The organism is Phyllobacterium sp. CCNWLW183 (assembly GCF_037203775.1).
In the GTDB taxonomy this organism is placed as follows: domain Bacteria; phylum Pseudomonadota; class Alphaproteobacteria; order Rhizobiales; family Rhizobiaceae; genus Phyllobacterium; species Phyllobacterium ifriqiyense.
Map to the genome: position 1 here is coordinate 148694 of NZ_JBBCBN010000004.1, position 15602 is coordinate 164295.

General features: G+C 52.3%; 30 protein-coding genes. 5 read left to right on the forward strand and 25 right to left on the reverse strand.

Features of this window, described 5'->3' with window-relative positions:
• Positions 1-48: 48 nt before the first annotated feature.
• The 25 genes from V9K95_RS11025 to V9K95_RS11145 form a co-directional block, all read right to left on the reverse strand.
• Complete coding sequence (locus V9K95_RS11025; RefSeq protein ID WP_336440818.1) at positions 49-1182, reverse strand: tyrosine-type recombinase/integrase; 1134 nt, start codon at positions 1180-1182, stop codon at positions 49-51.
• Between the two features lie 193 nt (positions 1183-1375).
• Positions 1376-1846, reverse strand: coding sequence for a hypothetical protein (locus V9K95_RS11030; RefSeq protein WP_336440819.1), 471 nt, complete (start codon positions 1844-1846; stop codon positions 1376-1378).
• On the reverse strand, positions 1839-1988 hold the full coding sequence (locus V9K95_RS11035) for a hypothetical protein (protein WP_336440820.1): 150 nt from the start codon (positions 1986-1988) through the stop codon (positions 1839-1841). Before V9K95_RS11035 ends, V9K95_RS11030 begins: the two co-directional genes overlap by 8 nt.
• Positions 1989-2246 (reverse strand): hypothetical protein, encoded by a 258-nt coding sequence (locus V9K95_RS11040; protein WP_336440821.1) that lies wholly within the window; start codon positions 2244-2246, stop codon positions 1989-1991.
• Complete coding sequence (locus V9K95_RS11045) at positions 2239-2826, reverse strand: hypothetical protein (protein ID WP_336440822.1); 588 nt, start codon at positions 2824-2826, stop codon at positions 2239-2241. Before V9K95_RS11045 ends, V9K95_RS11040 begins: the two co-directional genes overlap by 8 nt.
• Positions 2823-2999, reverse strand: a complete 177-nt coding sequence (locus V9K95_RS11050) for a hypothetical protein (protein ID WP_336440823.1) — start codon at positions 2997-2999, stop codon at positions 2823-2825. Before V9K95_RS11050 ends, V9K95_RS11045 begins: the two co-directional genes overlap by 4 nt.
• Positions 2996-3262: a hypothetical protein gene (locus V9K95_RS11055; protein ID WP_336440824.1), complete on the reverse strand. Its 267-nt coding sequence runs from the start codon at positions 3260-3262 to the stop codon at positions 2996-2998. The genes V9K95_RS11050 and V9K95_RS11055 overlap by 4 nt, the downstream gene beginning before the upstream one ends.
• Positions 3262-3825, reverse strand: a complete 564-nt coding sequence (locus V9K95_RS11060; RefSeq protein ID WP_336440825.1) for a hypothetical protein — start codon at positions 3823-3825, stop codon at positions 3262-3264. Before V9K95_RS11060 ends, V9K95_RS11055 begins: the two co-directional genes overlap by 1 nt.
• A 29-nt stretch (positions 3826-3854) precedes the next feature.
• Entirely contained in the window at positions 3855-4571 is a 717-nt protein-coding gene (locus V9K95_RS11065) for a DNA cytosine methyltransferase (RefSeq protein WP_336440826.1), read from the reverse strand.
• On the reverse strand, positions 4568-5179 hold the full coding sequence (locus V9K95_RS11070) for a hypothetical protein (RefSeq protein WP_336440827.1): 612 nt from the start codon (positions 5177-5179) through the stop codon (positions 4568-4570). Before V9K95_RS11070 ends, V9K95_RS11065 begins: the two co-directional genes overlap by 4 nt.
• A 229-nt stretch (positions 5180-5408) precedes the next feature.
• Complete coding sequence (locus V9K95_RS11075; RefSeq protein WP_336440828.1) at positions 5409-5741, reverse strand: hypothetical protein; 333 nt, start codon at positions 5739-5741, stop codon at positions 5409-5411.
• A gap of 4 nt (positions 5742-5745) precedes the next feature.
• A complete protein-coding gene (locus V9K95_RS11080; protein WP_336440829.1) occupies positions 5746-6006 on the reverse strand; it encodes a hypothetical protein in 261 nt (86 codons plus the stop codon).
• The gene (locus V9K95_RS11085; RefSeq protein ID WP_336440830.1) at positions 6003-6194 is read right to left on the reverse strand and encodes a hypothetical protein; all 192 of its coding nucleotides are present in this window, start codon (positions 6192-6194) and stop codon (positions 6003-6005) included. The genes V9K95_RS11080 and V9K95_RS11085 overlap by 4 nt, the downstream gene beginning before the upstream one ends.
• On the reverse strand, positions 6191-6817 hold the full coding sequence (locus tag V9K95_RS11090; protein WP_336440831.1) for a DnaJ domain-containing protein: 627 nt from the start codon (positions 6815-6817) through the stop codon (positions 6191-6193). Before V9K95_RS11090 ends, V9K95_RS11085 begins: the two co-directional genes overlap by 4 nt.
• On the reverse strand, positions 6814-7203 hold the full coding sequence (locus tag V9K95_RS11095) for an HNH endonuclease (protein ID WP_336440832.1): 390 nt from the start codon (positions 7201-7203) through the stop codon (positions 6814-6816). The genes V9K95_RS11090 and V9K95_RS11095 overlap by 4 nt, the downstream gene beginning before the upstream one ends.
• Positions 7203-7412, reverse strand: coding sequence for a hypothetical protein (locus V9K95_RS11100; protein WP_336440833.1), 210 nt, complete (start codon positions 7410-7412; stop codon positions 7203-7205). The genes V9K95_RS11095 and V9K95_RS11100 overlap by 1 nt, the downstream gene beginning before the upstream one ends.
• Positions 7409-8791: an AAA family ATPase gene (locus V9K95_RS11105; RefSeq protein ID WP_336440834.1), complete on the reverse strand. Its 1383-nt coding sequence runs from the start codon at positions 8789-8791 to the stop codon at positions 7409-7411. The genes V9K95_RS11100 and V9K95_RS11105 overlap by 4 nt, the downstream gene beginning before the upstream one ends.
• A 2-nt stretch (positions 8792-8793) precedes the next feature.
• A complete protein-coding gene (locus tag V9K95_RS11110) occupies positions 8794-9771 on the reverse strand; it encodes a PD-(D/E)XK nuclease-like domain-containing protein (RefSeq protein ID WP_336440835.1) in 978 nt (325 codons plus the stop codon).
• 142 nt (positions 9772-9913) lie between these two features.
• Positions 9914-10096 carry a hypothetical protein gene (locus V9K95_RS11115; RefSeq protein WP_336440836.1) on the reverse strand — a complete coding sequence of 61 codons (183 nt, stop codon included), beginning with the start codon at positions 10094-10096 and terminating at the stop codon, positions 9914-9916.
• The gene (locus tag V9K95_RS11120; protein ID WP_336440837.1) at positions 10093-10296 is read right to left on the reverse strand and encodes a hypothetical protein; all 204 of its coding nucleotides are present in this window, start codon (positions 10294-10296) and stop codon (positions 10093-10095) included. The genes V9K95_RS11115 and V9K95_RS11120 overlap by 4 nt, the downstream gene beginning before the upstream one ends.
• Positions 10293-10547 (reverse strand): hypothetical protein, encoded by a 255-nt coding sequence (locus V9K95_RS11125; RefSeq protein WP_336440838.1) that lies wholly within the window; start codon positions 10545-10547, stop codon positions 10293-10295. Before V9K95_RS11125 ends, V9K95_RS11120 begins: the two co-directional genes overlap by 4 nt.
• Positions 10544-10909, reverse strand: coding sequence for a hypothetical protein (locus V9K95_RS11130; protein WP_336440839.1), 366 nt, complete (start codon positions 10907-10909; stop codon positions 10544-10546). Before V9K95_RS11130 ends, V9K95_RS11125 begins: the two co-directional genes overlap by 4 nt.
• A 527-nt stretch (positions 10910-11436) precedes the next feature.
• Positions 11437-11916, reverse strand: coding sequence for a hypothetical protein (locus V9K95_RS11135; protein WP_336440840.1), 480 nt, complete (start codon positions 11914-11916; stop codon positions 11437-11439).
• Positions 11916-12116, reverse strand: a complete 201-nt coding sequence (locus V9K95_RS11140; RefSeq protein WP_336440841.1) for a hypothetical protein — start codon at positions 12114-12116, stop codon at positions 11916-11918. Before V9K95_RS11140 ends, V9K95_RS11135 begins: the two co-directional genes overlap by 1 nt.
• A complete protein-coding gene (locus tag V9K95_RS11145; protein ID WP_336440842.1) occupies positions 12113-12994 on the reverse strand; it encodes an XRE family transcriptional regulator in 882 nt (293 codons plus the stop codon). The genes V9K95_RS11140 and V9K95_RS11145 overlap by 4 nt, the downstream gene beginning before the upstream one ends.
• Before the next feature lie 30 nt (positions 12995-13024).
• Between V9K95_RS11145 and V9K95_RS11150 the strand changes: the two genes are divergently transcribed.
• From V9K95_RS11150 to V9K95_RS11170, 5 genes are all read left to right on the forward strand, one after another.
• Positions 13025-13219: a transcriptional regulator gene (locus tag V9K95_RS11150; protein ID WP_336440843.1), complete on the forward strand. Its 195-nt coding sequence runs from the start codon at positions 13025-13027 to the stop codon at positions 13217-13219.
• On the forward strand, positions 13216-13899 hold the full coding sequence (locus V9K95_RS11155; RefSeq protein ID WP_336440844.1) for a hypothetical protein: 684 nt from the start codon (positions 13216-13218) through the stop codon (positions 13897-13899). The genes V9K95_RS11150 and V9K95_RS11155 overlap by 4 nt, the downstream gene beginning before the upstream one ends.
• A gap of 3 nt (positions 13900-13902) precedes the next feature.
• Positions 13903-14334 carry a hypothetical protein gene (locus tag V9K95_RS11160; RefSeq protein WP_336440845.1) on the forward strand — a complete coding sequence of 144 codons (432 nt, stop codon included), beginning with the start codon at positions 13903-13905 and terminating at the stop codon, positions 14332-14334.
• A gap of 312 nt (positions 14335-14646) precedes the next feature.
• Positions 14647-15009 (forward strand): hypothetical protein, encoded by a 363-nt coding sequence (locus V9K95_RS11165; RefSeq protein WP_336440846.1) that lies wholly within the window; start codon positions 14647-14649, stop codon positions 15007-15009.
• Between the two features lie 12 nt (positions 15010-15021).
• Positions 15022-15597 carry a hypothetical protein gene (locus tag V9K95_RS11170; RefSeq protein ID WP_336440847.1) on the forward strand — a complete coding sequence of 192 codons (576 nt, stop codon included), beginning with the start codon at positions 15022-15024 and terminating at the stop codon, positions 15595-15597.
• Positions 15598-15602 lie beyond the last annotated feature (5 nt).

Below are 15602 nucleotides of genomic sequence, written 5' to 3' on the forward strand. Positions count from 1 at the left end.
TTATCGGGCTGATTTGGTGCAGAGCTGGTGCGGCGTCTCTTTTTGTTCTCAGTACGCGTCAGCCGCATTTTTCTGGAAATCCGGATGGCTGTGCAGATAGGTACGTTCATACTCTTCCTGCGTCAAGCCAAGGGAAGCCGCAGCCTCGATCGATGAGACGCCAGAGTTGGCGAGCCATGTTCCGCGGGTATGCCGCAGGACGTGTGGCGTAACTGTGCTGTCCAGTCCACAAGCAGCTATTGCGGATCTAAATGCTTTATTGATTTTAGTGGGGCTTTCCCCATTGTAATTGACAACATAGCGAAGACCTTTGTCTTCCTTCTTCCAGCGCCGCATATGGGCTGCCAGACGCCTTGCGAGCTTAACCGGCGTCTTGCGCTTGTTATGCGCCACACGCTCTCCTTCGGCCTTCCTGAACAATACTCCCCGATCCAGATCAATCCATCCGCCTTCGGTGTTTGCAATCCATTGCAGCCCCAGAATGGCACCAGGACGCGTTCCTGTATAAAGACCGATGAGAATAAGCCGTGAGAGGTGCTTGCGCTTCTGATCCCGTCTGCGGATCCACAGTGGTGTTCCGTCTGCTTTCAGAATGGGTTTGTGTGTCTTCTCATCCCGAACGATTTCCCAGCCAAGTGCAGCCCAAAGCAGCAATGCTGCCTCATGACGGGTAAGCCACCGCTCCCGTGGTTGGCTTTTCTCTGGCAATGTGAATTTGGGGAGAACGTCTAGGCCGTGTTCGGCATGATAGTAGTTCGTTGCGGCCCGGAGAACTTCAAGGTCTCTACGAGCGCCGGCAGCGGTCTTGCGCCAAGTTACAAACTCGCGGCAGAGCTTGCCTTTGATATCAGCCACGGCTTTGGTGCCAAAGAATTCATTTAATCTGGCAATCCGGGCTTCGGTTTCTTTTGGTTGTGCTGTCGTGTCCGCTTTGTCAGTCTTATAGACGATCAAAACATCCGCTATTGAGACTTGATTGGAAGAACCACCGCGGATTGGCGTGTATTTCGATGTGATGTAGTCGGCAAGCTTTCTTTCGGCTTGCTCAACATCGCTCTCAGCGCAGCCTGTGCGGATTTGCCGTCCATCATCCTTGATGACCCATGAGACTGTAACGATGCCAGTTCGGCGACTGGTTTCTTTTCGTTTGAAGAGTCGGGGTCCTTTCTTGGTCTGCGGCATCGTTCCTTCATTTCGTCAATGTTCCGTTTCGTCACGAAGTCCTTTCGCGCGATCTGGAGGATTTCAAGGTTGCCCTTTTCAGCTTCGGTACGCAAGGACGATGGAGTTAAGCGACCACCGAAGAATAGAAGACAAGCCTCTTGAAGCGTGACAGGCTCGTCATCGTCAAGCGGAATTGTTGTTCGGTTTGGCTTCATGAATGCCGCTCCCCATTATTCACAGGCTGTCTCTCACCTTTCCCTAACGGATTGGAGAGGGCGGAGGCGGAGAGCATGGCTTTGAATATAGGTGTCAATATCTTCACGTAGGCATCATTGTTTTCATCTATGGCGATATCCGAATACCAATGAAATCTCGGATTGCCATCCTTGCCCTTGGAAAGCACTACACCCAAGTCTACAGCGTCCTCCGCTGATAGGTGGATATAGTCTGAGATATCACATTCACCAATTATCTTGGCGCTTATTGCCGCCTGTAACATCTCCTCGCTCGGCTCTTTCAAAGCCTCATAGACAGCGTTGACGGCTACTGTCGCGTAGTCAACAAAAACCTTGCCACCTGTATCCAATCCATAAAGGTAATAGCTGCTTATATCGGCACCACCATGGTGTGTTTTTGCAATCTCTTTCGCAACCTTCTCGATCAGCGCCTTGTGCTTATCCATGTGAGGGGTCCTTGAGTTCTTCACGCTTCTTGTGAAACTCTTCATGGAGCTGTTTGTATTTTGGATTATCGGTGAGCAAGCATGCCGAAATAAGCATGCCAAGAGCTACCGCATCCGTGTATTCTTCGCGGGTCATAGCCATCTACTTCGCCTCCCGTGCTGCTAGCGCGCGGCGGAGGTCAGCACGGACTTCCTCGATTTGTGCTTTTGAAATGCCCCCGTTGGTTTGAAACCAGTCCCACGCGCCATATTTGAGTAATTCAAGCTGCTCTAGACGGACGATGACACGCTTTGGGCTGGCATCAACCATGTCAGCTATTGCGATTGCCATGCGCCGTGTGAAGGTGTCTTTTCCAGCAGAGTGCGCCCGGAATGCTGATGTGAGGAGAAGATCATCCATGGCGCTTCTCCCGATACTGTCGGTATTCGTGCTGAACAAAATCTAGGATACTTCCGCCACTATCCGATATGGAAGTATCGTTGGGGTCGTTATCGACTATCGCATCGAGCATTCCAGACAATTGAGTATGCTTTCGCACGGCTGTCTTTTCGCATTCGCTCATAAACAGGTATCGGTCCCTCCAACGATCGCACTCTTTCTCAAGCACCGCTACCCGCTCGGAGAGGAGCTTGTTGGAGGCTTCGCCAGCTTCAAAATCCTTGCGAAGGTTCCGAACGCCTGCGCTTGTAGGGTGCATCCTGTATCGCGGTGACATCGGACACGCCAAGACGACGCGGCCCAACTCATCACCACTGGCATCACGTTCGGCCTCTAGTGCGGCCATACGCTTTTGATCGTCGGTTATCTCTGCCGCCCTTATATCCTTCCAGCGTTGCAGCGCATCCCGTTCCGCTGTCAGTTTTGCGATGGCGGCGGCAGCTTCGTCTGCAAGGTTGCGAAGTTCACTAAAACCGTCTGCGTTATAGGGAATTTCTTTACGCAACCGCTTGACAAGCTCCGGCGTAGGGGTGGTGGTCATGCGTCTGCCCCTTCCACATGCCAGCGCCGGTCGCAGCCCATGCAATGATAGAAATAATCCTCATAGCCGCCACAAGGGCTTTCGTATTCTTGAAACTCAACATCCAGAGAACCGCATTCACGGCACTTGAAATTGAAGCTTTCCGGCACAGGCTTCCACTCTGAATAGCTCATTTGCGGCCCTCAGATTTCAGGGCCACATAAGCCTCAATCAGTTCGACGCGATTTTTGAACCCTGTATGGCGCTCTATCAGCGCGTCCTCAAAGTCCGGTGTATGCTGTTCCGTGTAACTGCACAATTCGCAGAACTGCTCGACGCCGACCAGATTGGCTTTGAAGATATGCTTTGCGGATCGAACGCCTGTTCCCTCGACAAGGAAAACATTCATTTCCCCTGGCATCTTGGCGAGCGCTTCTCTCAACTCCATGACACGCATCACAAGCCCTCCGATTTCAGGGCGGCGAGTAATTCGCGTTCTGTTACGCGCTTTAATTGAAGTATGCCGCGCCTGTCTCCGTCCTCCGTCTCGCAAGCTTCATAAACTTCCTGCCAGTTTTTCAGCGCCTTCTCCAAACCCGCAGTAACTGGTTGATGGGCGAGGGTTGGCGATGCGTAGAGCGGTTCGCATTGGAAGTCTGTTGCGTTACCTTGACGTTCCGGCTTCACGCTTGAAATCATCCATGCCCAATCATCTTGAATTTTCTCACCGCAAAATCCAGACCTCCAGCGCCACCCCACCGGCTCTTGTAGCTTCGTAGAGAGGGCGGAGCGGAGCTTATCAACGCTGTAATAAATTCCATCCAATATTACCCTGTCTTGATGCGGCAATATCTCGGCAACATAATTAAGCGCCTCATTCTCCACGCTCACCCCTGCCTTGGCATGGAGGGCGGAGAGAGCGGCGGTGAGTGCCGCGCGCATCAGATTTTTGAGTCCATTAGGATCAAAATCCATTTTGGACATAGCCTGCTGATAGGCTTCGCAACCTGCTTCAACCATTGCGTCTGTGATTTCTATCGCTGCTTGGCTCATGCTGAAAATCCACTTCCTGCGATAAGCATGTGGCCGATGACCTCGGCCATTGCGGGAGGATTGCTATCCCCAAGTGCCTCTATTCGCTCTTTTCGCTCATGCACGTCTTCGGAGCGCCAAGTATCCAAATCGAAAGCTGGGATGGAACACGGGTCCCAATCACCTCTGGAAGCTGCTGACCTCTTGACGCGCTCAATCGCGGATGGTCCCGCCTGCCAGGCGACCTCCAGTCGCGGCAAGCTGGTGCCGGCAATAAGGTACACTCGCCTTCTTGGATAAGGCGCACCAACGTCATGAGCGCCGAACTCAAATCTGGCGACGTGGTAGCCAGCCGATGAAAGGTCGTGAGTGACTTGCTCTTCCCATTCCTTTGCACCCGTGGGCTGCTCCACGACAAACCATTCGACGCCGGAACGGAGCCCGATTTCAAGCATTTCCTTCCAGAGGCTGTTTCCGCTTCTATATCCGTGAATAGCGGCAGCAACGCTGGTTTCTTGGCATGGTGGTCCACCGAAGCAGACGTTGGAAGAAATGGGGGGCATGGTGCGGATGTCATCATAAATCTGTGTCTCCGGGTGAAGGCGTGTAAGTTCCTGGCGACGGCGTTCATTGCTTTCACAAAGCGCGACAATCTTAAAATCGCCAGCGCGCTGCAAGCCAATGGAGTGGAACCCGATGCAGGAGAAAACGTCGAGCACGGTGATCTCTGTCATTTCTTGGCACTCACTTGAGAGAGGGAGGTGAATGCAGGGGTTGGCATCCAATAGTCAAAATAAAGGCCGTTATAATACAGAGCAGTTCCACTAGCGGTCGCTGAATCGGCCCAATGCGGCTCTGGTCCAAGGTCGGGATCTAACTCAACTTCCTTCCACTCGACGACTACCGGAGCGTGGGACATGTGTCGGCTATTAAACGCCAAGATTGCTGTTCCATCCTTCGGAGCCGTTTCGATGGGCCTCCATACGTTCTCAGCACATTCTCTTACGGCCTGCTCGCGTTCGGAACGGATACGAGACTCGACCATTTCGTTGATGCCACCGATAAGGTGCGCTGCGAACGGGGCGCCGACCTTTCCTTTTAATTCTTGGTAGAAAGGATCCAGCGCCTCCGCCAAATCAAGCTCTACCGTCTCACCAAGGCTGTCATATCGGTATGTTTCAATCGGCCTGTCTGTGGGCTCGCCAGTCTCAAGGTCGACAGTTGGCGCGCCTTCCAAACATGCAGCATGGCAAATTCCCATTTCTATGTCGGTTGCGCAAGTATCGGCAGGTTTGAACGGGACTGTGCATATCGGGCACGCCACAAGCTCCGGGGTGGTCATGGCACGATCCTCCCTGTTATGCGTTCTTTCCACGTCAATCGGCGGTGCACCAAATGCTCGTTGCTGCCGATTTCCAGAACGTGAACCGCACAATAGTTGAAGGCTTGCGTCTTTCGGTACGCTGAGGATTGCGCCCGATGTTCCGCTGCCTCTAATGAAGGTGCGGAAATAGGCTTAACGGTGAATGTACCATCTCCCATGAACCATTCGTGAAATACAGCGACGTACCTCATTTGGGTCTCTCCCATTTCAGGGCGGCGAGTGCAGATGCAGCGCGGCGGAGGTCGCCTACGGTGATAGCGCTCCATGTCACCCGTTCTGTGTCGTCACACATGACTTGACGCTCGCCCGCTGCCCTTGCAAATGGCTCCAATGCTTCCAGCGCCTTCTCCAAACCCGCTGTAACTGGTTCCTGCATAGTCGCAATGTGCTGCTTGAGAATACGGATGCGCTCAATCAGAGAGCCTATAGTCACGTAATCCTGATACAGTTCCCACCGCTCTTGCATGAGCCTGATTTCGTGGTCTGTGGCTGGCGGATATATTTTTAGGTTGGGGCTCATGTCTTCACCTCCGATCAATAAGGGAGAGGATGCGCTGTTCGATGCGCTTGGCGTGAATGAACCAATGGGGCTGATACTTATGCTCTTTGGCCATATCCGACCGTTCGTCGGAAGCCGCTATCTCAGCACACTCTCTCACCGCCTGATCGCGGGTGGCGTGGAGGGCGGCATACACGAAATCCTTGATCGCGTGTTGGGTTGGAATTGGAATGTCCAACATCAGACTTTCCAGCTTGCGACGCTGCTCATCCGCTATCTTCGTCATGCTGTAAGCTCCTCAATGAGGTCAGCTTCGTCCAGAACATCGGTCGGTGTGAACTTTCCTTCTATCCGACCATCTGTAATGGCGGCGGCGTAATCCCGAAGGCATTCTTCAATGAACGATAGGCTAAGGTCTTGGATGGTCGGACCCGTAGCTGGCACCACTGTCTCTTCGCTTGCTGGTAGGGTCATGAGGTTTTCCTCGCTTTCAATCCAGCATCACGAGCAGCATTAAGTTCAGCCATGTGATCATGGGAACCGCCGCCATCTGGATGGGATGATTTCGCTTTGTTTCGGAATGCGGCTGTTATTTCAGCTTCGCTCGCCGTTTCACTGACACCAAGGATTTGCCACCAAGACCGGGTGGTGGTCTGACCTGGGGCGGGCAACGCTTCAAACCCAGCAAACGCCTTTTCCATCATTGTACCGCCGCCTAGGTCCGCGACACCACGAAGGTATTTCAACACCAAGGCTACAGCCCTGAGATTTTCCTCTGCCCTGGTATGCCCGTCTTGAGCCATCACCATTTGCTTATTGTTATAGGTGAAATAGACAACTACGCCTTGATCATCTGGCACACCGAAGGATTTAGACGGAAGCCCGTGCTGAGTGAGGCGGAAGTTTGTGCTAAGTATCAAATTCTTAGCGCCGTAACGTTCCAACTCAGAAAACAACTCATCCCGAGCTTCCGAGAAGGTCCATGGACGACGCCGGTTGCCTTCACCCTTACCCCAACGGTTTCTTGAATCCCTCTGCTTTGAGGACGGCGTACGCGGCCACCCGTCGGGCCACTGTAGGGGGTATGCAACCGTCATGAGCGTTCTCCAAATAGGGCGCGTGGCGGCAATGTCTTTGTCAGCGGGGGCTTGGGAGATTTGCGGCCGGACAGATTTGAACTTGGGCGCTTGGCGCCGGTATGCTTGCCGCGAACCTTATTAACCTTGGACTTTTCCTTCACATCCAAAGCGGTTTTTCCGATGTGGCAATGTGAATGGGCTGGAGCCAGGTTAAGTTCTCGATTCTCTCCGCCATTGATCAGGGCTTTGACGTGATCAGCTTCCCATGTCTCAAAAGGAACTTTGATCTGCAGTCCGCACACATGGCATTTGCCTTGGTCACGGTCGAATATGCGCTGGCGTACACGGGGCGGAGCCTTCGTATCGTCGGTTTTACCGATCCACTCGGTGACAGTGCGTGACATCAATTAACCTCCATACGGGCGTAGTGCTTGTTTAGAAGTTCAACGATCAGATCGGCGTTTTCGTCGCTGAAACATTCGCAAACAACTTCTGCGTTTTCAGGGTCGAGCAAAAGTTGATCCGTCGTTGTCGTGTCAGGCAGCACAAGGATTTCACTAAACGGCACATCGTCTTCGGCATGGTGGAGCGTTACGGTGCGGAATGTTGTCATCCGACAAGTTCCTTCTCAGAAACTCCGGCGCGATTGGCAATTGACTTGATGTAGATTTGACGAACATCATCTTCGGCGCCGCAAGCTTTCCTCGCGTCTTGCCCGATACCAAAAGCCAATTTCGAAACCTCATCGGACAAGCCACCGATAAGCTCATTGCTTCTGATCTGATCAAACTCATCGACGTTGTCGCCAATGGCTTTCACCATGATCTTTGCGAAACCCTTGAGCCATTCGGCTTCATCAATAGGCTCGTCAAAATCATTGTTGAAATCCTCGGAGGCGGGATCGTGGGGGTTGTCGGTCCCGCCTCCAGCATCAACATCCGGGGCGACAGATGTTGACGGTTCTGCATTCTCATTTTCAGAGCCACCAGAGAGCGATCCAAGAGTTTCGCTTACGAAATCCTTCCTGAATCCTTCTTGGCTGTCTCCGTCCTGCTGTGACTGAGCGCGGGCATGCTTTAGGCGTTCGCCAGCATCGCCGCCTCCAGCGTCCATTTGATCAGCAATCATCTGGTCATTTGCAGCCGCAACAGATTTGAATGTTTCCTTGACATTCGCGAGGCGCTTCTGCTGTTCCTTGCCCAGACCATTCCACCACGTAGCGAGGAACTTCATACCTTGATTGGCGGCGAGAAGGCCTTCACGTTTTGCCGCTTCAAACTCTTCATCAATAGCCTCGCCTTTGTCGCTCCATTCACGGACAGAATCGCCAATCTTTGATGTGATCTTCTGGCCTTCCGGAAATGCAGGAAGCAGATCGCCGGGGCACTTCTGCAGCGTAGGAATGTGCGTTCCTTCTGACAGCATCATGGAGATTGTCATTTCGTAGATGAATGACTTCTCCTGAACGACAACGAAGCCTTCATTGATGATCTCAGTTTTACCGTTGACCTTGGCCTGAGTGACCTTCTCCTTGACACGGCAGCAGAAAATCAGGTGGGCTCTGGTTTGAAGCAATTCGTTCATAAGCTTCTTGTGACCAGCCTTTGGCTTCTGCCAGCAGTGCAAGCCAGCCCGATTTGTCTTTTGCTCGATTGCCTCGGCTTGCTCCAAGACGCCGCCGGTGCCTTCCCACTCATGAGAAATGCTATCGATGACGATTGCCGTATATCCAGCCTTTTCGAAATCCTTGATCGCCTCGATGTAACGCGATGAGGTGAAAGGTGGATCCAAATCAATGACATCAAAGCCGCCAGCAACATCAGCGTAGAAGCGTGAGCGCTTGTTCTCCGTGTCTATGAAGCCGATCTTGCCTTCTGGTCCCACAAGGCCACGCGCATAAAGCAACGCGCTGTAGGTCTTTCCTGAGCCAGATGGACCCGCGATTGAGGTGAGGGTGAATGTCTTTTCCCGTATTGCTCGTTCAATTCTCATAATCATGCAGCCTCGGCAGGTATCGAAGGTTCGTTTTCGATCTGCTTTTCGAAATAATCGGATGGTGAAGCGGTAAGGCCAGAGCCGTAATAGGTCGGCCAGTGCTTGCGCTCCCAGCAATCGGCAAAGATATCGAGGGCGGCGCGGTTCTGTCTGGCGCCTATCCAGATGTACTGATTGTCAATTGGCTTGATGTTGTATGCAAACGGGCGTTTTGGTTCGATGAACAGCAAGACGTGGTCCATGATACGCTGGCCGGTCACTATCTCCAGTGCAGTGCCAGCAAGCGCCATCTGCATGTGATAGTTGTAATTCTTGATTGCGTTCAGGCAACCGCGCTCACTTGCATCTGCTGTTGTTTTGAGATCAGCAATGATCGTATCGGCTGGGATGCTATCAGGGCGGGACTTAACCCAGATGCCAGTCTTCTTGTCCTGATAAACAATTGTGCGCTCAACGCGCCCTTGGAGATGATCGAGAAAGTCTCGGTCATTGGCGACACGATTTGCCATGCCCTCAATCTGCTCAAGCGCTTCGGGCTTAAGAACGGACTTACCGGCCTTAACCTGATTGTCACGCCATTCGCGGGCGGCTTTCGTCTTGTAATCTGGGAACTCTAAAGGACGAATGACAAACTCGTTCTTGAAGCCATCTTCACCCAGCAACAGCGTATGCACAGCCCGGCCAAGGGAAAAGTGATCTTTCTCACCCTGCTCAGCGCGATCAGGGTTCATATAGCTGTTGTCCCAGAACTTAAGCGGGCAGCCATCCGGTGGCGCGATCTCACGAAGTCCGCTTGAGGAAATTGAAGGGCCGGCACAGCAATCCGAATGATAAACCGACATAGGTACACCTTTGAGGATACCTGGCTGATCAATTGTCTTGCCGTCGTAAATCCGCTCTTTGGACAAGTTCTTAATGATCTTGTCTGTGAGTGAGCCCAAGGATTGCATGCTGTCGGTATCGACAATCTTGTTCATGCGACTCTCCCGAGAAAAAGGATGATGAAAGAAAAGCCAGCGGTCGCAAGCAGGATGTACGCTGCCCAAAAGGCGCGTCTGGCGCGGTTTTCGCAGGCTGTCCGGATAATGTCGGCTTCATGCAAGAAGATGCGGTTGTCCATCATGCTGCCCTCGCGGACTGTTCGGTGCGAAACACCGTTTCTGTTGAAACTTCGATCACGATGTAGCTGTGGCCGTAGCGTTCATGCAGGCCGGTCGCGCTGTCGATCGCGGTACGCTTGCCATAGATACCGTCGGCAAAGACTTCGCCGGTATCGATGTTGAGGATGCGATAGCGTTTCACGATGCTGCCCCTTCCATCAAAGCCTTGATGCGCTTAATCTCTGCAGACCAACGCGAGGTTTCACGCTGATGCATGTACGGGTCAGAACGGCGCTCAGCGATTGCCAGACGGTATTCAGCTTCTTCCAACTGATCCTGCAGGCTTGGTGTCAGTGCAGTGTTGAGAGCATGGAAGGCTGCGTTTGCGAGGGCGGGGTTCATATCGCACCGTCCAAAGCTTTACGCTCTTGAGACCAGACAATAGCAGCACATGACGCTATACTTGGTCCGGCACTGCCGAGTACAGTTTCACCCCAGACATGGTTTTCAATGCATTTGGTCTGAGCGTCAGGTGCATAGGCTTGAGCCGGTGGAATCTTTTCTAGCATCGCACAGCCGGTAAGCTGCAGTGAGGTCGTGACGAGAATTACAATCGTCGCCAGACCGAGGAGTTCTTGAAGGCGCGTGTTCATGCTGCACCGCCAGTCAAAAACTTCTGTATGAAAGCAAACGCCTGTTCATTGTCGCCGCCGTTGGCGTCAAGGAAGTCGTTATCGAGGCTGTAGTAGCCTTCTTCACAATCGTAGATAAAACCAGCTTCAACTAATCGATTTGCGTCTGCCAAGGCTACATCAAGCTGAATGCCGTTTTCCATTATGGAAACGGTGTTTGCGGCTGTTCTCAATTCCTTGAGCTTCGCCCAACCCTCATGCGCGTCATAGCTGCCAAGAGGCTCGCCATCTGGACCAAACCAGTTGCGTTTGCCGGCAATGCCAGCAGGCTCGTGACGAATGCCGAGAATGTTCAATGCATCTGTGAGGTTCTGCGTGTTCATCTGTTTCGCCCTGAATGTTGGAGCAGAGCGGCAAGGCCGGTGCTCGGTGTTTCTAGGGCTAACGTAGGCGTTGCTTACCTACCTGTCAACACAAAAAGTAGGCAGTACCTACAAAAATAATTTGACGTAGGTAGGCAGAGAGAGTTAAGCCTACCAAATCACCTGTTCGCAGGTTTCCAAAAATCGAGTGGTATACGGGGGTGCAATTCCCCTTGCTGGTGAATCCACAAGCGCGGGTATTAGATCACCCTAAGGTGCTGCCAGAAACAGAGGGCGAATTGTCGAGAGGCAATTCTGGCATATGTCCCATTCCGGCTCCGGCCTTCTGAGACTGGCCAAGATACTCCCGGCTTCATGAGGTTTAATCACTTCATGGGGTAGGGGGTATCTTTGGCCTCGAACCCTTCCTCACCAGACTTCTGAAACAAGAAATAACCTTGATAACGTAGATTGATATCACAAGAGAGAAGGAATGGTTCTATGTGCGGAGATTCGAGTTTCTTGTTTGTACAGATCGCGGTTTTGTTTCAAACCATTTGTCTGACATACATCACAATTCGCCTGACGCGAAAATAACCTCGACGACGGACCTTGAACACGAATCGACAGTCTGGGCTTGGCTCCATAAATCCGCCCGGCGTTTGAAAACAGAAAGTATCCGATTTTGTTGAAGGCTTATATTTCTTAGTTTGTTTTACGTCGGTGGGAACAACATTCCCATATCCGTCATCAGTGAAGGACTGTGGAACACCGAATACAAAATCTGCCGACACCGAAACTATCCACCAGAAATGCCCATCTGTCGGCTTCAAAGTCAAAATTTCACAGGGGCCTAGGTTCTTCCGTTCATAAGCAGGTGTTGTTGTCAGCCATGTTCTCACCACTTTCACACAGCCGATGAGAATACCTATAAGTGTCGCAATCTGTAGGATGAGGCCGATCCATGATGACGCGAAGTCTTGGATAGCCTTGATAGTCCAGCCGTCAGGCACAACTGCTGGGTCCATTAAGCCTTGCCTTCAGTAGGCATATCTTCAAGAAGTATGTCGTCTCGTATTTCAAGTAATGTGCGGAACGTCCGCATCGTCTCAATCGCCTCAACCAGAACGGTCCTGATTTCATCTGGGGACATCGTTTCAAGGTTTTCATGCGCGTCCTTGAGTTGATTGATAATGTCAGGCCGGACAAACTCGGGCTTGTCGATCATTTCAAGTTGCCGAATTTCTTGAGGACCCGCCCGACTATAAACAAATCTTCTGGGCGCTTGTATCTGATCTTGTGGCGAGGATTGTCCGAGATAATGGATACAGCAATCTCGCCATTAACCGGATCATTGCCAACTTCAAGGCGCTTTACTGCCAATCCGCCAAAGTCATCAATGATCGCGTAAAGGCCGTCGGGTGAGGGGATTCGGTGTCTCATATCGACAAAGACGACTTCACCCTCCTCGAGAGTTGGCTGCATGGAATCGCCTTGAACCGGGAAGATAGCAATGTCTTTTGAAGCAAGGCCAAGCGTTACCAATATGGCCGGGGGAAGGCGCCAGTAATCCTTAACCGCATCGGCGGCGAAGGTCATCCCGTGTTTACCTGGCACGCCTTCATTGGTGATAGAGAATCCGCCGGCTCCCATACCAGCTGTGATATCGATCTGGGGAGAAGCATCGTCTGGAATGCCGCGAGTGCCAGTTTCAGATCCGATGGTCATTTGCTCTTCATCCATCGGCGCATCGTGGTTGTCGGGATCGTAGCTGTCGGCGGAAAGCTTCCGTTTCGTTTTAGCGATTTGTTCGTCTATGCGTTTTTTCAACAGATCAGATACAGGGATTTGTCCTTTGCCGGTCATGTACCAATCCGGACTACCTCCCAACAATTCTGCCAACCCAGAGAATTTATCTCTACCAGGCTGAGTAATGCCGCTTTCCCATTGAGTTACAGACACGCGAGCAATGCCGAAATGATCGGCAACGTCTTGTTGTGTCAGTCCTTTCATGTCCCTTGCGGAACGTATTCTTTCGCCGATTGTACTCATATCCACGTTGTAATTTCTTCCTACGTAAAAATCACCTACATCAGCGCTTGACAATGTAGGTAGGTATGGCCTACCAATACCTACATGATTGAGATCGTCGCAAAAGCAGCAGAGAAGACGGGAGGCGTAGTTTCGCTTGCACGTGAACTCGGCATCAAACACACCGCAATGTACTCGTGGAAGCGCGTTCCTGCGGAGCGCGTTCTCGACATCGAGCGAGTGTCCGGTATCTCGCGCCATGAGTTGCGCCCCGATCTATTCGGGGAGAAGGCAGCGTGAACATGATCCGCGTAGAAGCCAAAGCCCCCGCAATCATCAACCCAGCCACGGCTCAACTCCCAGCCAGCTATGAGAATGCAAAAACGGCACTCGCCAGTTGCGCAAGCATAGACGAGTGCCAGAGTTGGGCCGATAAGGCCGCTGCGCTCGCTTCTTATGCCAAACAGGCCAACGACGGCGAGCTTATGAAGATGGCTACCCGCATTCGGGATCGTGCCATTCGACGGGCCGGTGAATTGCTTAAGCAGATCGAACCTGCTCATGGCGCGAACCAAAACATTGGTGCCGCTGCCGACACTAAAGTTTTGACGAGAAGGGACGCCGCTGAACAGGCTGGAATGTCCAAGAGACAGCAAGTCACCGCGATCCGCGTTGCCAATGTTCCAGAACCAGACTTCGAGCGACAAGTCGAAAGCGCCAACCCGCCGACAGTTACGAAACTGGCAGAGCAGGGCAAGAAGGCAGCACCACAACCAATCATTGACCTCAAAGGACGTGATCCTGGCGAGTTTAATAAGTCCATGCATTTCGTGCAGGCGCTCGAAGGCTATCAGCGCGATATCGAAGCGATTCAGATTGGCGCAATCATACCAGTCCTTATCGACAGTGAGCGAGCGCGGGTGCGCAAGGCTATCGCCGCAATAGACACAATCCACGACCAGATCATCACAAGGATATGAGACATGGATGATTTTACAATCCGCTCGGAAATGCATGAATTTGTAGCTGACAAGCTGGAAAATGGCACAGTTGTTGAGGTTGAAAATCTCGTCATTGAAATGATGAATGACCGTGACAGCCTTGAAGGTGATGATGCGGCTTTCTATCGAGTCCACACGTTCAACGATCTTAAGCGCATAGCTAGAAGCGTGATCGGCAAGTATGACCCGAAGGGCAAAACCGATGCAGATGTATTGCTGCCGGGATTCAAGCATTTGGCAAAAGCCTATCCGATGATGCGAGACGGAAAATCCGTTCTCGTTCCGGTGGATCAGTGCAGTGATTTCGAACTTTTCAGCCGGGCTTCGCAACTTGAAGATATGGCCAAGGGCTGCCGATCACATGCCGGGGAAATTCGAGAGTATATCTCAGCCCGCAACGAGAAGGCCGCATAACCATGCTGGCCGCGTCTCTCTACTTAATCGGGGTAATCGGCGCTTGCGCTTCCGTACAGAGGGATGCGCCCGCGGGCTTGCGTGAATGGATCTTCATTTTGGCTTGGCCTCTTACGGTGGTTGGCGCCACCGTCCTTGGCCTTGCGAACTTTCTGCGAGGGAGATGATGACTCCCACGAGAACAAACTTAGCTGCACACCTGTCGAGGTTTTCCAGTTCTTTCGGGTGCGCTTCTTCATCTTCTTCACTTTCCACAAATCGCGGTCAAATCCGCGTCCTCGCTGGGATTAAACCTAGCAAGGGACATTCGAAATGTACGGCAAAAGAGTTTCCGAAAACGGAAAAAGGGTTTCCGAGGGCAGCATGAGTAACACCGCGTTAAGTGAAGCAAAAACTTGGGCAGATGCACTGATGGACGCCGAATGGCGCGGCCGCAAGGATCGCGACGGGCCGGTCAGATACCGTGTTTCCAAGAAGACGGGTGTACCAGAAAGTTATCTCTATCGTCTTCAATACAAGACAGCAGAGATGAAGGACGTGGCTGGTTCAGTCTACCGGTCACTGATGCTCGCATATGAGGAGTTATGTGAGCGAAACGAGAATGCCGCCGACGCGATGCGCGAGCAGCGGCAAGCACTAAGGAAATCAAATGAGGCTCATCAAAAGTCTGCGTAAGCGGGCTCGCGAATGGCTGTTGCTCAAATGGGAGCAGTGGCAACAACGGAAGAGGAACTGAGCATGGCCGAGGCAGGACACAACAGCAAAAACCTCACTGAGAACGAGCGCAAGAGCCTGTTCTTCCACCACATGCGCAAGCGGATGGCTCACAATGCCGAATTGGCAGAGCTTAACGCCGCCAAGAAGGCGGATGGCAAGACCGCTCAGGCTGACGGAATTGTCCTTGGTGATCTGGATTATGCCATCAAGGCGCTGAACGCAGACGACAAGGTTACGGTTACAGACCGATACATCGCACATGGCGAGGTGTTGTCTTGGCTTAATCTGGTTCCAGGCTTTCAGACCGATCTGCTTCGGGATAGGGCGCCGGCAATCGAGCGTATCGAAGGCGAGGGTGAATTGGCTGGACTTGCCGGTCTGGATGCCAAGAGCCCTTATGACCTTGGATCAAACGAAGATTTGGCATGGCTTCGCGGCTGGTCGAACGGCCAAGCCATCATGCGAGACAATCTCCAGAATGCCATGGAGAAAATCAACGCCACCATGGAAGACGAAGACCCAGACTTCGCCGACGCTGCGGAGTAACGGCT

Coding starts and splice junctions, on each gene's coding strand:
- V9K95_RS11140 (WP_336440841.1), bottom strand. CDS start 12,116: ATGATCGACAAGCCCGAGTTTGTCCGGCCTGACATTATCAATCAACTC.
- V9K95_RS11170 (WP_336440847.1), top strand. CDS start 15,022: ATGGCTGTTGCTCAAATGGGAGCAGTGGCAACAACGGAAGAGGAACTG.
- V9K95_RS11035 (WP_336440820.1), bottom strand. CDS start 1,988: ATGGCTATGACCCGCGAAGAATACACGGATGCGGTAGCTCTTGGCATG.
- V9K95_RS11080 (WP_336440829.1), bottom strand. CDS start 6,006: ATGACGAAGATAGCGGATGAGCAGCGTCGCAAGCTGGAAAGTCTGATG.
- V9K95_RS11090 (WP_336440831.1), bottom strand. CDS start 6,817: ATGACGGTTGCATACCCCCTACAGTGGCCCGACGGGTGGCCGCGTACG.
- V9K95_RS11120 (WP_336440837.1), bottom strand. CDS start 10,296: ATGAACCCCGCCCTCGCAAACGCAGCCTTCCATGCTCTCAACACTGCA.
- V9K95_RS11095 (WP_336440832.1), bottom strand. CDS start 7,203: ATGTCACGCACTGTCACCGAGTGGATCGGTAAAACCGACGATACGAAG.
- V9K95_RS11160 (WP_336440845.1), top strand. CDS start 13,903: ATGGATGATTTTACAATCCGCTCGGAAATGCATGAATTTGTAGCTGAC.
- V9K95_RS11055 (WP_336440824.1), bottom strand. CDS start 3,262: ATGCGTGTCATGGAGTTGAGAGAAGCGCTCGCCAAGATGCCAGGGGAA.
- V9K95_RS11075 (WP_336440828.1), bottom strand. CDS start 5,741: ATGAGCCCCAACCTAAAAATATATCCGCCAGCCACAGACCACGAAATC.
- V9K95_RS11045 (WP_336440822.1), bottom strand. CDS start 2,826: ATGACCACCACCCCTACGCCGGAGCTTGTCAAGCGGTTGCGTAAAGAA.
- V9K95_RS11135 (WP_336440840.1), bottom strand. CDS start 11,916: ATGGACCCAGCAGTTGTGCCTGACGGCTGGACTATCAAGGCTATCCAA.
- V9K95_RS11100 (WP_336440833.1), bottom strand. CDS start 7,412: ATGACAACATTCCGCACCGTAACGCTCCACCATGCCGAAGACGATGTG.
- V9K95_RS11065 (WP_336440826.1), bottom strand. CDS start 4,571: ATGACAGAGATCACCGTGCTCGACGTTTTCTCCTGCATCGGGTTCCAC.
- V9K95_RS11030 (WP_336440819.1), bottom strand. CDS start 1,846: ATGGATAAGCACAAGGCGCTGATCGAGAAGGTTGCGAAAGAGATTGCA.
- V9K95_RS11125 (WP_336440838.1), bottom strand. CDS start 10,547: ATGAACACGCGCCTTCAAGAACTCCTCGGTCTGGCGACGATTGTAATT.
- V9K95_RS11085 (WP_336440830.1), bottom strand. CDS start 6,194: ATGACCCTACCAGCAAGCGAAGAGACAGTGGTGCCAGCTACGGGTCCG.
- V9K95_RS11025 (WP_336440818.1), bottom strand. CDS start 1,182: ATGCCGCAGACCAAGAAAGGACCCCGACTCTTCAAACGAAAAGAAACC.
- V9K95_RS11165 (WP_336440846.1), top strand. CDS start 14,647: ATGTACGGCAAAAGAGTTTCCGAAAACGGAAAAAGGGTTTCCGAGGGC.
- V9K95_RS11040 (WP_336440821.1), bottom strand. CDS start 2,246: ATGGATGATCTTCTCCTCACATCAGCATTCCGGGCGCACTCTGCTGGA.
- V9K95_RS11130 (WP_336440839.1), bottom strand. CDS start 10,909: ATGAACACGCAGAACCTCACAGATGCATTGAACATTCTCGGCATTCGT.
- V9K95_RS11070 (WP_336440827.1), bottom strand. CDS start 5,179: ATGACCACCCCGGAGCTTGTGGCGTGCCCGATATGCACAGTCCCGTTC.
- V9K95_RS11050 (WP_336440823.1), bottom strand. CDS start 2,999: ATGAGCTATTCAGAGTGGAAGCCTGTGCCGGAAAGCTTCAATTTCAAG.
- V9K95_RS11060 (WP_336440825.1), bottom strand. CDS start 3,825: ATGGTTGAAGCAGGTTGCGAAGCCTATCAGCAGGCTATGTCCAAAATG.
- V9K95_RS11150 (WP_336440843.1), top strand. CDS start 13,025: ATGATTGAGATCGTCGCAAAAGCAGCAGAGAAGACGGGAGGCGTAGTT.
- V9K95_RS11105 (WP_336440834.1), bottom strand. CDS start 8,791: ATGAGAATTGAACGAGCAATACGGGAAAAGACATTCACCCTCACCTCA.
- V9K95_RS11110 (WP_336440835.1), bottom strand. CDS start 9,771: ATGAACAAGATTGTCGATACCGACAGCATGCAATCCTTGGGCTCACTC.